13 protein-coding genes and 1 riboswitch are annotated in these 13,578 nt (G+C 72.4%); of the genes, 7 read left to right on the top strand and 6 right to left on the bottom strand.

Translation table 11 applies throughout. The features are described 5' to 3' along the window. Positions 1-121 precede the first annotated feature (121 nt). Positions 122-544: an SsgA family sporulation/cell division regulator gene (locus ACFZBD_RS07040; RefSeq protein ID WP_391136776.1), complete on the bottom strand. Its 423-nt coding sequence runs from the start codon at positions 542-544 to the stop codon at positions 122-124. A 196-nt stretch (positions 545-740) separates the two neighbouring features. On the opposite strand from ACFZBD_RS07040, the gene ACFZBD_RS07035 reads away from it, so the two are divergent. Beyond that, a complete protein-coding gene (locus tag ACFZBD_RS07035) occupies positions 741-1,391 on the top strand; it encodes a hypothetical protein (protein ID WP_391136773.1) in 651 nt (216 codons plus the stop codon). A 146-nt stretch (positions 1,392-1,537) separates the two neighbouring features. Then, the gene (locus tag ACFZBD_RS07030) at positions 1,538-2,440 is read left to right on the top strand and encodes an RNA polymerase sigma-70 factor (protein ID WP_391136770.1); all 903 of its coding nucleotides are present in this window, start codon (positions 1,538-1,540) and stop codon (positions 2,438-2,440) included. Positions 2,441-2,473: 33 nt separating this feature from the next. Here ACFZBD_RS07030 and ACFZBD_RS07025 read toward each other — a convergent pair whose 3' ends face one another. Continuing rightward, the gene (locus tag ACFZBD_RS07025; RefSeq protein ID WP_391136767.1) at positions 2,474-2,926 is read right to left on the bottom strand and encodes a hypothetical protein; all 453 of its coding nucleotides are present in this window, start codon (positions 2,924-2,926) and stop codon (positions 2,474-2,476) included. Positions 2,927-3,089: 163 nt separating this feature from the next. Between ACFZBD_RS07025 and ACFZBD_RS07020 the strand changes: the two genes are divergently transcribed. Continuing rightward, on the top strand, positions 3,090-3,677 hold the full coding sequence (locus ACFZBD_RS07020) for a TetR family transcriptional regulator (protein WP_391136766.1): 588 nt from the start codon (positions 3,090-3,092) through the stop codon (positions 3,675-3,677). 171 nt (positions 3,678-3,848) lie between these two features. Beyond that, a complete protein-coding gene (locus ACFZBD_RS07015) occupies positions 3,849-4,754 on the top strand; it encodes a 5'-nucleotidase C-terminal domain-containing protein (protein ID WP_391136763.1) in 906 nt (301 codons plus the stop codon). A 31-nt stretch (positions 4,755-4,785) separates the two neighbouring features. Here the strand turns inward: ACFZBD_RS07015 and ACFZBD_RS07010 are convergent, their stop codons facing one another. Then, positions 4,786-5,505 carry a DUF6333 family protein gene (locus ACFZBD_RS07010; protein WP_391136760.1) on the bottom strand — a complete coding sequence of 240 codons (720 nt, stop codon included), beginning with the start codon at positions 5,503-5,505 and terminating at the stop codon, positions 4,786-4,788. A 149-nt stretch (positions 5,506-5,654) separates the two neighbouring features. Here ACFZBD_RS07010 and ACFZBD_RS07005 point away from each other — a divergent pair, with 149 nt between their 5' ends. Continuing rightward, positions 5,655-7,994, top strand: coding sequence for a hypothetical protein (locus tag ACFZBD_RS07005; protein ID WP_391136757.1), 2,340 nt, complete (start codon positions 5,655-5,657; stop codon positions 7,992-7,994). A gap of 81 nt (positions 7,995-8,075) precedes the next feature. On the opposite strand, the gene ACFZBD_RS07000 is transcribed toward ACFZBD_RS07005, so the two are convergent. Genes ACFZBD_RS07000 through ACFZBD_RS06990 form a run of 3 tightly spaced genes read right to left on the bottom strand, consistent with a single transcriptional unit; the run spans position 8,076 to position 11,049 of the window. Further along, complete coding sequence (locus ACFZBD_RS07000; RefSeq protein WP_391136754.1) at positions 8,076-8,894, bottom strand: ATP-binding cassette domain-containing protein; 819 nt, start codon at positions 8,892-8,894, stop codon at positions 8,076-8,078. Next, on the bottom strand, positions 8,891-10,000 hold the full coding sequence (locus ACFZBD_RS06995; protein ID WP_391136751.1) for an iron chelate uptake ABC transporter family permease subunit: 1,110 nt from the start codon (positions 9,998-10,000) through the stop codon (positions 8,891-8,893). Before ACFZBD_RS06995 ends, ACFZBD_RS07000 begins: the two co-directional genes overlap by 4 nt. 17 nt (positions 10,001-10,017) lie before the next feature. After that, entirely contained in the window at positions 10,018-11,049 is a 1,032-nt protein-coding gene (locus ACFZBD_RS06990) for an ABC transporter substrate-binding protein (protein ID WP_391138510.1), read from the bottom strand. Positions 11,050-11,099: 50 nt separating this feature from the next. Further along, a riboswitch (cobalamin riboswitch) is annotated at positions 11,100-11,284 on the bottom strand. A 143-nt stretch (positions 11,285-11,427) separates the two neighbouring features. Between ACFZBD_RS06990 and ACFZBD_RS06985 the strand changes: the two genes are divergently transcribed. Then, positions 11,428-12,066: a methyltransferase domain-containing protein gene (locus ACFZBD_RS06985; RefSeq protein WP_391136748.1), complete on the top strand. Its 639-nt coding sequence runs from the start codon at positions 11,428-11,430 to the stop codon at positions 12,064-12,066. A 159-nt stretch (positions 12,067-12,225) separates the two neighbouring features. Next, complete coding sequence (locus ACFZBD_RS06980) at positions 12,226-13,545, top strand: hypothetical protein (RefSeq protein WP_391136745.1); 1,320 nt, start codon at positions 12,226-12,228, stop codon at positions 13,543-13,545. Positions 13,546-13,578: the final 33 nt, after the last annotated feature.

Genomic DNA, 13,578 nt, shown 5'->3' with positions numbered 1-13,578 from the left:
AACCTTCATAACCTTCAGAGGTTCTCTTGAGCTAAGGGATCACGCGGGGTGGTGGGAGAGGGCCGGCCTGGTTCGGGGGCTCGGCTCCGGGGCCCGGCCCCTGGGCCCCGGAGCGTGGGGTTCATCCGGCGAGGACGTCGAGGAAGGGCTGCCAGTCGATGTGGTCGCTCTCGGTCCCGGCCGGCACGAAGGCGTACGAGGTGCTCAACCAGCGCAGCAGCTGCCGGCGTTCGAAGCCGATCAGGGCGGCGGCGGAGGGAGCGCCCAGGCGCAGCACGATCTGGTCGTAGGGGGCGGGACGGATGTGCACCTCGCCGATGCCGGTGGGGGTCTCGGTGCCGGCGAGGAGCATGTCGCGGTCAAGGTTCCACACCACGTCACCCGTTGGGGTGTGAAGGGTGAGCCGGACGGTATAGGGGGAACGCGAGTGGTAGCGGACGGTGGCCTTGAGAGGGAGGCGGCAGGACTCGGCGATCAGATGGGCGGTCGCCTTCCACTTGATCTCACGGGAGGGCGGCGGAACGGGCGAACCGGCTTCGGGCATGGGGGGCTCCAGCGTCGGGGGATGCCGCCCGGGGACGACGGCGCATCCTGCTCCGGTTACCCCGCATACCGTGATCACGCCCCGAAGGTGTGAGGTTTGGGCAAGGGAGATGTCGAGAACTCGTACGGGCCGTCAACTCCACGCCCTCTGAGCACCCGTTCGAGGCATTGTCCGTGCCCCTTGGCATCATGTGATCATGAGTCACAACATCGCGTACTCCACCGCCGACAAGGCCGACGTCCTGGCCTTCCTGGGCAGCGACGGCAAGCTCACGCCGGACCAGTCGCGCATCCTCGACAGCATCCGCCGCCACGCCAGGGCCCACCAGGAATCCCTCGACCGTGAAGGGGTCGACTGGGGCCTGTCCGTCCCCGACGCCCTCGATCACCTCCTCGCCGGTCGTACCGACTCGGACGCGGAGTGCGCGGGCAACGCCTACCACGCGGCCCTGCAGCACATCATCGACCAGAACGCCTCCGACCCCTACCAGCTGGGCACCTACTCCAAGCCCTCCACGTTCTTCGGCCTCGTCGACGACGAGATGCGCCGTCTCGGCGTGCCCGCCGACCTCCTGCCCCACGGGTACCTCTACGGCGGGCCGCCCGACGAGTTCCCGTACCTCCCGTGCTCGGTGGACGGCTATCCCGCCATCGGCCATCTGCCCCTGGCGAAGACCAAGGCCGCCGCCGACGCCTACCGCGCGGTCCTGGACCGGATGGACCCCGACTTCCGGTACGACGTCCAGGAGCTGATCGAGAAGCTCGAGTTCGAGCACGGCGAGTGGGAGACGGCCACGAAGAGGGTCGACTGGTACACGCAGGACACGCTCTTCTTCAAACTGAGCTGACGAGGACCGGGCGCCGGCGGGGGTGCCGCCCTCGATGCCCGAGGCTCGATGCTCGATGCCCGCTGCCCGCTGCCCGATGTCACAGAACCGGGGGGACCGGTGTCCTAGGGGTGACACAGCCGAGCGCGGAGAGACAGGAGCCACCCATGGTCAGGAGCGAGGACCCCCGCCCGGATACCGCCACCGAGGTGTTCGTCACCCATCGCAACCTCCTCTTCACGGTGGCCTACGAGATGCTGGGCTCGGCCGCCGACGCGGAGGACGTCCTCCAGGAGACCTGGCTGCGCTGGTCCGACGTCGACCTCGGCACGGTGCGCAACGAACGCGCGTATCTGGTGCGGATCACCACCCGCCAGGCGCTGACCCGCATGCGGACGCTCAGCCGCCGCAAGGAGTCCTACGTCGGCCCGTGGCTGCCCGAGCCGCTGCTGACCACGCCCGACGTGGCGGAGGACGTCGAGCTGGCGGACAGCGTGTCGATGGCGATGATGCTTGTCCTGGAGACGCTCACGCCGACCGAGCGGGCCGTCTTCGTGCTGCGCGAGGTCTTCGACCTGGGGTACGACGAGATCGCGGAGGCGGTCGACAAGGCCCCGGCCGCCGTGCGCCAGATCGCCCACCGGGCCCGGAGTCACGTGGTCGCCCGCCGTCCGCGCGGCGTCACCTCCCCGGCCGAGGCCCGGGCCGCGCTCGGCGCCTTCCGGCGCGCGATCGAGACGGGCGACCTGCAGGGCCTGCTCGACGTCCTCGCCCCCGACGTCGTCCTCATGGGCGACGGCGGCGGCGTCAAGCAGGCCGTGCCCCGGCCGGTCGTGGGCAGCGACAAGGTCGCCCGCCTCCTGGCCGCGGGCGTGGAACGGCTCGACGGCGCGGTGACGTTCGAGCCGGTACAGCTCAACGGCGGCCCCGGCCTGATCATGCGGCTCGACGGGGAGATCGACAGCGTCGTGGCGGTGCGGATCGACGACGGCCTCATCAGCGGGTTCTACGCCGTACGGAACCCGGACAAGCTCTCGCGGCTGGAGAAGGAGACGGTCGTGAGCCGCTGAGGCCGCGGCCGCCGACCCGCCGACGCGTGGAGGTCACCGCGCGGTGGCGAGCTCGGCGTTCGCGCGGGCGGTGACATGGGCGAGCGCGCGGGCCGCGATCTCCCGATCGGCCACCGGAAGGTCGCCGTACAGCCGCTCGGCCGGCCCGGCCACGGCGTCCGTGAACCCGCGGTGGAGCCGGGCCCCCTCCTCCGTGAGGGACAGGCGGGCGCCGTCGATCAGTCCGGCCTCGTCGAGCGCGTCGAGCAGGGCGGGAACCTCCGACGCGCCGATCTTCAGCGTCGCGGTCAGGCGGTCGACGGCCCCGGCGCGGTCGAGCCCGTCGGAGACGGCCTTGAGCGCCACGGACTGATGGAAGGTCAGGCCGGAGTCCGCGAGGAGCCGGTCCCGCACGGCGGCGATCGCGTGGTAGGTGATGCCGATCAACTGGCCGTCGAGGACGGGCGCGGGGGAGGCGGAGGTGGAGGTGGAGGTGGAGGTGGTCATGACGGGCATCTCCTGGTGAACGAGCCGAGACGGGACGAGGGGTGGCTTCCACCTCAACCGGAGAGGTCTCCGGTTCGGTGTGGCGCTCACTCTAAGCGGAGACCTCTCCGATTCTCAAGGGGTAACCGGAGAGCTCTCCGCTCCGTCCGCTACGCTGCTCCGCATGACCGCCCCAGCCGAGCGCGCCGACGCCGCCCGCAACCGTCTCCGCATCCTGGAGGCCGCTCGCCGCCGTCTCGCGACGGACGGCTTCGCCGACCTGTCCCTGGACGCGGTCGCCAAGGAGGCCGGGGTCGGGGTCGGCACCGTCTACCGGCGCTTCCGCAACCGGGCGGGCCTCGTCTACGCACTGATCGAGGACAACGAGACCCGCTTCCAGGAGTCCTTCGCCCGGCACTGCGCGAGCGACGCCCCCACGGCGTACGACCGGTTGCGCGTCTTCCTGCACGGCCTCGCCGAACTCGTGGACGACAACCGCGAGCTGCTCCTCCTGGCGGAATCGAGCGGCCCGGCCGGGCGCTACCGCAGCGCCCCGTTCCGCCGCCACCACGAACAGATCGCCGGCCTGATCACGGAACTCGCCCCCGCGGCGGACGCCGACTACCTCGCCGACCTCCTCCTCATGGCGTTCACGCCGGGCCTCTTCGACTTCCAGCGCACCGAACGCGGTTGGGAGGTGGACCGCATCAAGCGCGGCCTCGACACGCTGATCGGGGGCATCGGGGCCGTCCGTCCCCCCGAGGCCGGCTGAGCGGACCGGCAGCCCGGCCCCGGCGGCGGTCCGGCGATCGCTTCCCGGGCCGGGCCGGCGACCATTCGGGCGATCCGGCTGATCGTTTTTGGGGTGACGTTTCGTGCCGATCCGCGCGGAACCCGTGTGGCAGGTCGCGCGAGCGAGGCGGCCGCACCTACAACGGCCGGCATGATCAACGCCTCACTGTGGCGCGGCGCGTCCGCGCTCGCCGTCCTGTCGCTGCTCCTCGCCCCGGCCGCCGCCGCGCGGCCCGGCGCCGGCCAGCCGGGCCCCGCCCCGGACTCCCGTACCCCGGTCCCCCTCCTCGCCCTTGACGTCCCGCAGGGCGTTCTCTCCCCGGTCGCCGAGCCGTTCGGCCGTATCGCCCCTCGCGGCCCGGCCGTCCCCACCGGAGGGCCGGCCCGGACGGCCCCGCTGTCCGAGACCTGGCGGACCCGTTCCGAGGACGTGGCGGGCCGCGTCGTCGGCCACATCTCGGACGATCTGCCGGGCCGGGGCTCGACCCGTCCGGAGACCCCGCTGGGCAGCCTCATCGCCGACGGCCAGGCCGCGGCCGGCCGGCGGTACGGGGCGGACCTGGCCCTGCTGAACCCCGACGCCATGCGCGCCGACCTCGTGTACCACGACGGGGGCGTCGTCACCTACGCCGACGCCCACCAGGTCCACCCCTTCGAGACCCCCCTCCACGTCCTGCCGGTGACCGGCGCGCGGCTGGTCACGGCGCTGCGCCAGCAGTTCACCGGCGAGAACGCGGCGAGCCCGCGCTTCCTCCAGCTGTCGAAGGAGCTCACCTACGCGGTCGACATGAGCCGCTCCGGCGGGGACCGGCTGCTCGCGGACACCGTGCGAATCCACGGCCGGCCGGTGACCCCGGAAGCCGTCTACAAGGTCGTGCTCGACGAGCTCCTCGCGGACGGCGGCAACGGCTTCACCGTCTTCGCGGAGATCACCACCCGTGAGGGCGGGGAGACCACCGACCTCGCGGCGCTGGTCGCCCACCTCGAAGCGACCACGTCCCCCGCCGCCCCGGCCACGCCCTCGCGCCCGGGGCGGATCACCTTCACCGCGCGCTGAGCGGACGGAGCGGGGTCGCGGCAGGCCCCGCTCACCCCTCCGGCAGCCAGATCTCCTCCATCCGGCGGGTCGCGGCCTCCGTGTGCCGGACCCGGAACACCGACATCCGCAACTCCTTGCGCCCCCACGGCCGGCACGGCCCCTGGGCCAGACGGCTCACGCCCTCCCATTCGGTGAAGCGGGGGTCCTCGTCGATCTCGACGTCCTCCTCCTCCACCGCCTCGGGCGTGATGCCGAGGGCGTCCAGGACCGCCCACACGTCCCCGGTGAGCGTCCACGGCTCCTCGCCGGACCAGCCCGCGGAGTGCAGCGCCGGCGCGCCGGGGACGACGACGGCGTCCTCGGCGTGCGTCTCCCCGGTGTCGACGTGCGCCGACCCGACGATCCGGGCGCCGGGGTACCGCTCGGCGAGGGCGCGGACCTGTTCCCGTACGGGATGGGCGTCGCCGTTGTCGGCGAGCGCCGGATCGGCGAGCGCGATCACGTTGCCCCAGCAGCCGACCCTGACCACGTCCAGGTCCGTGCGCGTCTCCAGGACCACCGGGTCGACCGGCGACAGCGGGGTCAGCTCTTCGAGGACCGCGTCGATCGTCCCGAAGTCCTCCGCGAATCTGCGGGCCGCCGCCGGGTCGTGCGCCGGGAAGCCCTCGGAGCGGTCGGGGAAGGGGGGCAGCACGAGGGTGATGGTGGCATCACCGGAGCCCCAGACGCGGTGGTCGGGCGGGCGGATCCACGGGTCGGTGTCGGCCATGACTCTCACACTATCCCCTTACAGCACAGCCAAGTTGACCCCGCCACGGCGCCCTAGGGTGTTTGTCGTGGCGGTGTCAATGACCAAACGGGGGCCCCTGACACCGCGCGCTGACGACTCCCTTTCTGGGCTCCCCCCAGGAGAACCACGTGACCCATCCGACCCGCCCGCGGCGCTTGCGCGCCGTGGCCCGCATGGCGGTCGCCCTGGCCTGCGCCGGCGTCATGTCCCTCACCGGACTGCCCGGCCTCCAGAGCGTCGCGGACGCCGCGCCGAACCCGCCGGGGAAGAAGAAGCAGGAACTCTGCCAGGACCTGTTCGACCTCCAGGACGTCGAGCCCACCCCGGTCGACGAGATCCCGTGGGACAAGGACATCCGGCCCGAGGCCGACTGGGACGAGTACTTCTTCGACTCCCAGCGCCAGGCCATGGACGGAGTGATCCTCCCCGGCACACCCGCGGAGCAGAAGAAGGTCCTCGACGCGCTCGAGCACGGCCCCGAGGGCTACAAGGAGGGAGACCCGCGCAAGGTCTGGGCCTCCTACAAGCGCTTCCTCGACGGAGCCGGCGGCACGAACAAGTACGGCACCTTCGACGCCTGGCTCAAGGAGTCGTACCTGGAGATGGCCGCCCGAGGCGCCCGGGGGCGCGCCTTCCACAAGAAGGTCGTCAAGGACCTCGGTCTGACCGGACCCGACTGGTACTGCGAAGAGGACGTCGAGTACACCGACAAGGACGGCAACAAGCGCTACCGCCGCTACGACGCCGTCAACTACAAGACCGGTGACCGCGTCGAGATCAAGTCCGGCGGCAACCACGAAGGCGGCCAACGGCCCAAGGACAAGGCGGTCCTGAAGGAGGACCCCAAGGCCAAGCTGCGGCCGGTCTTCGGGCAGGAGCAGTCTCCCGAGACCCGGAGGATGTACGACAAGCTGTCCAGGGAGGTGGGCAACGGCCAGGACGGCAAGCCGCGCATCCAGCGCTACGAACACCGCTCCACCTACCGCGCCCGCTACACCCCCGGCCGGTTCAGCCTCTACGACCCGTACATGAACCCTGCCCCCGGCCGGCAGACCGGCTCCCGGGGCGGCGGGAACGACCAGATCAACCGCTCCGCGCCGACCCCCGAGGACGCCCGCCGGCAGATCGAACGGGCCAGGCAGCTCGGCGCCGCGCAGGGACGCGTCCGCGGGCCCGGCGGCGTCGACTTCACCACCCTCGAACTGCGGTACGTCGGCAAGCCCGTCAAGGGTCAGGGCCTCGACTACTCGTTCTCCGCGAAGAAGACGGACGAGGACGCCGCCCCCGGCTACGGCGGCAAGGAGAAGGCACAGCTCGTCTCCGACAGTTTCTTCACCTGGCTCGCCCTGACGCCGGAGAAGTTCTGGGTCAACCTCAACCCGGACGAGCCCGAGCGGGTCATGGACGACGCGTTCGCCGCCACGGACGCCGGTCGCGTCCTGCTGGAGGCCGACCTGATCATGAAGCACGACTTCGCCGCCGCGCTCAACCCCGAGAAGCGCCCCGAGGCCCGGCAGTACTGGGACACCGCGCCGCGCCGCGAAGGCGTGCCGTGCTTCCCGTACACCCGGATGTGGATCGAACCGAAGCCCGCCCAGGTCCGCGAGCAGGACGGCGGCATCTACATCCTGGACGCCCCGCTCGCCGCCAAGGCCGAGTGGCAGGAGACCAAGTGGACTCCGCCCGGCGCCCAGAAGTGCGACCTGACCAAGGCCGAGCAGAAGGCGGCCCAGGCCACCGTCAACCGTGTGGTCATGAGCGAGGTCGAACGGCGGGTCAACAACGACCCGAAATACGCCGACCTGCGCCGCGTCTACGCCTCCCGGGTGGCCGCCGAGTGGATCCGTCAGCAGGACGCGCAGCGGCCCACCGACTACCGGAAGATCATCGACAGCAACGACGTGGCCAAGTGGCCGCTGCGCGGCGAGAACGCCGACTGGTCCAAGATGGACGTCTACAACCGCTACAAGAAGACCCTGACCGAGGGCATCGAGTGGTTCGAACTCGCCTACGGCGGCAAGGTCTACCAGCAGGGCGTCGGCGGCGTCGACTTCTCCAAGGCGCCGAAGCAGAACGTCACCCCGATCCGCTTCCAAGCCAGGCACAAGCATCTGCCGCGGACGACGAGGACGTCCCTCGCGACGATGACGGACGACGCCGAGAGCGAGGAGACGCTGTTCCTCGGCGGGAACACCGCGGCCAAGGCCTCCGGCGGAGGCGGCGAGGACCCGACCCCGACGCCCACGCCGACCCCGAGCGATCCCGGCACGCCGACCGAGGAACCGTCCGCTCCGGCTCCGTCGACCCCGGGCACCGGCGGCACCGCCGCACCGCAGGACCCGGACGGTGACCTCGCCGACACCGGCTCCGGCGCCCCCGTCGGCCTGATCGCCGGACTCGCCGCCGCACTCGCGGCCGTGGGAGGCGCGCTGGTCTGGTGGCGTCGCCGCGCCACCGACCGGGAGTAGCCCGCCGGCACCACCGCCGGCACCCGTGGACCGTCTCCGGCCCGCCCCCGCCTCCCGGCGGAGGCGGGCCGGACCGCGTCTCTAGGGGGTGCGCCCCACGCTCTCGCGGGCGGCGGCGCCCGTGGGTTCGCCCGGCAGGAAGGTCACCTGGGGCGCGCCCGTACGCGGGTGGACGGCGACCTCCGCCGTCACCCCGTACACCTCCCGCAGCAGGGCGGGCGTGAGCACCTCACCGGGCGGGCCGGTGACCACGACCTCGCCGTCGCGCAGGACGTAGAGGCGGTCGCAGTAGAAGGCGGCGAGGTTCAGGTCGTGGAGGGCGACCAGGACCGTGGCCGGCAGCCGGCGCACCAGACCCAGGACGTCCAACTGGTGCCGGACGTCCAGGTGGTTGGTCGGCTCGTCGAGGACCAGCAGGGCGGGCTGCTGGGCCAGCGCGCGGGCGATGAGCACACGCTGGCGTTCGCCGCCCGACAGGTGGTCGAAGGGACGGTCGGCCAGCGCCTCGGCGTCCACCCACGCCAGCGCGGACTCGATGATCAGCGTGTCCTCGCCGGTGTCGCCGTCGAAGAGCCGCTTGTGCGGGGTGCGTCCCATCGCGACCACGTCCCGCACGGTCAGGTCGAAGTCCGCGCCCGTCTCCTGCACCACGGCGGCCAGCGTGCGGGCGAGCCGGCGGACCGGCACGGACCACACGTCGGCGCCGTCCACCCGGACGCTGCCCGCCCGGGGACGCAGCACGCGGTAGACGGCCCGCAGAAGGCTGGACTTGCCGCTGCCGTTGGGCCCGACGAGGCCGATCACCTCACCGGACCGGGCGGTCAGGGAGACGTCCCGGACGAGCCGGTGCGCGCCCGCCGTGAGCGTGACGCCCTCGACGGTGAGTTCGGTGGCCGTCATGCCGCTCCCCGGTCGGCCGTGCGCCGGGCGTCCCGCCGCATCAGCCACAGGAAGAACGGCCCCCCGCACAGCGCCGTGAGGACCCCGACCGGGATCTCCATGGGTGCGGCGACCGTACGCGCCGCGATGTCGGCCCAGATCAGGAACACCGCCCCGCCCAGCGCGGCCGTCGGCAGCACCCGGCGGTGGTCGCCGCCGACGAAGAGCCGCACGGTGTGCGGCATCATCAGCCCCACGAACCCGATCGGCCCGGCGGCCGCCACCAGAACGCCGGTGACCAGCGAGAGCAGGACGAAGGTCCGGGCCCGGAACCGGGCGACGTCGAGCCCCATCGTCGAGGCCGCCTCCTCGCCGGCGAGCAGCAGATTGAGCGAACGGGCCCGGGTCAGCAGGACCGCGACGCCGAGCGCGAGCGCCGCGCCGGGCAGCCACAGGGTGGCCCACTGGACACCGCCGAGGCCCCCGAGGGTCCAGGCAAGGACCGCCCGGGCCTCGTTGCCCCGGTCGCTGGTCAGCAGCAGGACGTCCATGACCGCCGTGAGGACGGAGGCGAACGCCACGCCCGACAGCACCAGCCGCACCGAGGTGATGCGGCCGCCGGACCGGGCCGTCGTGTAGACGAGCAGCAGCGTCAGCAGGGCGCCGGCGAACGCGGCGACCGACAGGGACACCGGCCCGAAGAGGCTCACCCCGAAGACGATCACCGCGACGGCGCCCAGGGAGGCGCCCGAGGAGACGCCCAGCAGGTACGGCTCCGCGAGCGGGTTGCGTACCAACGCCTGCATCGCGGCGCCCACCACCGCGAGCCCGGCGCCCGTCACCGCGCCCAGCAGCACCCGCGGCGCCCGCACGTCGAGCACGATCGTCTCCCGCGCCTGCGACCAGGCGGGCTCGGAACCGTCTCCGGTCAGGGCGTGCGTCACGATGCCCCACACCTGGCCGGGGGGCACCGGCACCGAGCCGATGGCCATGCCCGCCGTCATCGACGCCAGGAGCAGCACGCCGAGGACGACCAGGGTGAGGGCGAAGGCGCGGCGGCCCGGACCGGCCGCGCGGGCGGCGCCCGCCGGACGGGCGGAGGAGCCGGCGGGGGGAGCGGCGGACACGGCTTTCGCCGGTGCCGTCACCGGAAGCGCTCGGGGTGCAGCCCGCGGGCGAGGTCCTCGACCGCGTACGGCGCGCGGACACCGACCAGCGTCGCCGTCAGCGGCAGCACCACGAAGCGCTTGTTCTTCACGGCCGGCACGTCGGCGAGGGCCGGCTGCGCCAGCAGGAACTTCTTCTTCTGTTCGACGTTCCCCGCACCCGCGTAGTCGTAGATGGCGATGACCTCCGGCTTACGGGCGACGACCTGCTCCCACGAGACGTCGCCGAAGACGTCGTCGAGGTCGGCGAAGACGTTGGTGCCGCCGGCGAGGCGGATGACCTCGGTGCCGAGGCTCTTGCCTCCGGCGGTGAACGCCGACTTGTCGCCGCTGTCGTACACGAAGACGGGGAGGGCGGGAGCCCCCTTCACCGTCGCCGCGGTCTTTGCCACGCGCCCCTGAAGGTCGGCCACCAGCGCGTCGGCACGCTCCTCGACGCCGAAGAGGGAGCCGATGGCGCGGATCTCGTCGTACGTGTCCGTCATCGCCACCTTCTTCTTCCCGCAGTACTCGCGGTTGAGGTAGGTGTCGATCCCGGCGTCGGCGAACGCCTTGCGGGAGCGGCCCTCCTTCTCGGCGAACGCGCTGGCGTAGCCGCCGTACACGAAGTCCGGTTCCGCGTTGAGGACCGACTCGAAGGACGGTTCCTTCTTCGCCAGCTCCGGGATCGCCGCGAAGTCCTCGCGGAAGGCGGGCAGTACGGCCGAGTCGGGGAAGGCCGTGCCGACGATCCGGTCCTTCAGACCGAGGGCCAGCATCAGCTCGGCCGGGTGCTGATGGATGGTCACCACCCGGGAGGGCGGCTTGTCGTACGTGGTGCGCGTGCCGCAGTTCTCGACGGTGAGGGGGAAACCCTCGGCGGACGCACCGGGCTTCGCGCCGCCGCCCTCCCGGGCGGTGCCGCTCTGAGGGGAGGCGCCGCAGCCGGTGAGCAGGACCCCCGACAGGGCGAGGGCCAGGGCGGCGGCGCGCACGGGGCGGCGACGGGGCATGCTGCGCGTGCGGGGCATGCGGGACGTACTGGGGTACACGAAAAGCCTCCTGGGGAGTCCGCGCTCCTCGGATCGGGCCCGCGACAGGCCAGTTTCCTGACTCCCGGATCGGCGTACACCCCAGCCTTCCCACGCGGTGCGCGCAGTGGCGTCTCGACGGGTGCACTCCCCGGTCACAGTGGCGGGACCGTGCCGGTTTCGCACCGGCTTCCTGTCTCCCGTCGCGGTGATGACCAGGTGATCCTACGGTTCCGCGCCTCCGGCGCAAAAGGACGCCCTCTCGGTCCCGCGCCGCCTTGTTGCCGAAACGGCAAGCATCTTTGACGCGCCGGGGGGCCGTGGCGAGTCTGGACCCAGGTGCCGCCGGCGCCGCGCAGTCGTCCCGAAGGAGCCTCGATGCCGACCCCGAAGCCCACCGATCCCGCCGAGTTCTGGGAAGAGCGCTACCGCACGAGCGACCGTGTCTGGAGCGGCGAACCGAACCCGCTCCTCGTGCGGGAGGCCGCCGATCTGACACCGGGCACGGCCCTGGACCTGGGCTGTGGCGAGGGCGGCGACGTCCTGTGGCTGGCCTCGCGGGGGTGGCGGGTGACCGGCGTGGACATCTCCGCGACCGCCCTGGAACGGGCGGCCGCCCACGTGGCGGAGGCCGGCTGCGCCGACCGGACCGCCTTCGAGCGGCACGACCTCGGAGTGACCTTCCCCGAGGGCGGCTTCGACCTGGTGAGCGCCCAGTTCCTGCAGTCGCCCGTTCCGCTCGACCAGGACGGGGTGCTCAGGTCGGCCGCCGCCGCGGTCGCCCCGGGCGGCACGCTCCTCATCGCCATGCACGCCGCGTGGCCGTCCTGGATGGAGAAGCACGAGTACCCGTTCGACGCGGAGTTCCCCACCCTCGACGGCGTCCTCGCGGCGCTCGCCCTGCCGCACCCCTGGCGGGTGGACACGCTGGAGGGCGTGGAACGCGCCCTCACCGCGCCCGACGGCCGCCGGGGCACGCGGGTGGACAACGTGTGGCGGCTCACCCGCACCGCCTGATCCCGCACCGCCTGACCTCGTACAGCCCGCCCCGTAACGCCTGATCCCGCCCCTGCCTCGGGATGTCTCCCCTTCGCGGCCGCGCCCCCCGGACCCTCGACTCGCACACGCGTGTGATCATGACGGGCATGGGTCCGGGGAGGACCCAGGGGAGGGAACATGGCTTACACAGACACCAACGGCATCGATCTGTCCGGTCCGACCGGCAGACTGATCCAGACCGTCGACCTGGTGAAGAACCCGGCGCCGCAGGCGATCGCGACGGACACCGTCAACGGGCACGTCTTCGTGCTCCAGGTCGAGAGCTCGGCCACGGCCCCGGCCGGCAACATGTACCTCAACCGCATCGACCGGCGGACCGGCGTGCGCACGGGGGCGATGCAGCTGAAGGGCTTCGGCCACGGCCTCGCCATGGGCGTGGAGCCGGTCGGCGCCGACAGCTACGTCTGGACGGAGGTCGGGCCGCTCCACGTCACCGGCGGCGGCACCACCTTCGGCAAGGCGATCACGCGGTTCCGGTTCGCCGACGGGGAGGTACTCGACGGCGCCACCATCCCGGCGGAGCGGAAGTTCACCGCTCCCGGCAGCACCTCCGGCACCGGCCCCTCGACCGACCCGGTGCACGGCCTGCTGACGGTGATGTACCACAAGGGCGGCGACCGGCACTTCACCCGGTACGCCACGGCCGGTGCCGCCACCGGCGACTGGACGCCGGCCGGCCCGACGTTCGTCGTGCCCGACGGGGAGGACGTCACCCCCGCCGTGCCCTCGCCGTACCCGCTGGAGCCGAAGCTCACCTTCCAGGGCTTCGCGAGCCTCGGGGACGTCCTGTACGTCTACCAGTGGGCGCCGTACGACAAGGGCGAGGACCCGACCGTACCCAGCGAGTTCCCGGGCATCACCTTCCTCACGTCCTACTCGTGGACGACGGGGCTCAGGCTCGACCGGCAGGTCGTCACCGGCGCCGACGGCCTCACGCGGCGGGAGCCCGAGGGGCTGGCCGTCGAGGTCGACCCGGCGACGCGGGAGACCCGGCTGCTCTTCGGATTCAGCAACACCACGCCCGGCAGCGAGTTCGCGCGCGACGTCACGATCGGCTGGTATCCGACGAAGCCCGCCGTGGACGGGATCCAGGTGCTGTCGGACTGGGAGGACCTCGCCCTGGAAGCGGGCGTCACCCCGGGCGCCGAGCGCCCGCGCGGGCGGCTGATCGCGATCGCCGGGACCGCCTACCTCCAGATGCGCGGCACCCTGACGTGTTCTCCCGGCCTGACCGCGGACAGCAGGGTCGCCACCCTGCCGCACCGGCTGCGACCCACCCGTCCGGTCCGCCAGAACGTGCCGCGCAACAACTACTACGGCCGCTGCGTCTGCCGGATCGAGGCGGACGTCCACGGCGCGCTCTGGGCGTACGGCGCCACTGGCGACAACGCCGTCACCTGGATCGATCTCGACGGCGTCTCGGTCGCCTGGCGATGACGCCGCCCCGTGCCGGGGCCCGGGCCGTCACGG

The sequence above is a fragment of the Streptomyces sp. NPDC008121 genome (genome assembly GCF_042957155.1).
GTDB lineage: Bacteria > Actinomycetota > Actinomycetes > Streptomycetales > Streptomycetaceae > Streptomyces.
The sequence above is the reverse complement of the archived record's forward strand: the minus strand, read 5'-3'. Positions and strand labels throughout refer to the sequence as shown.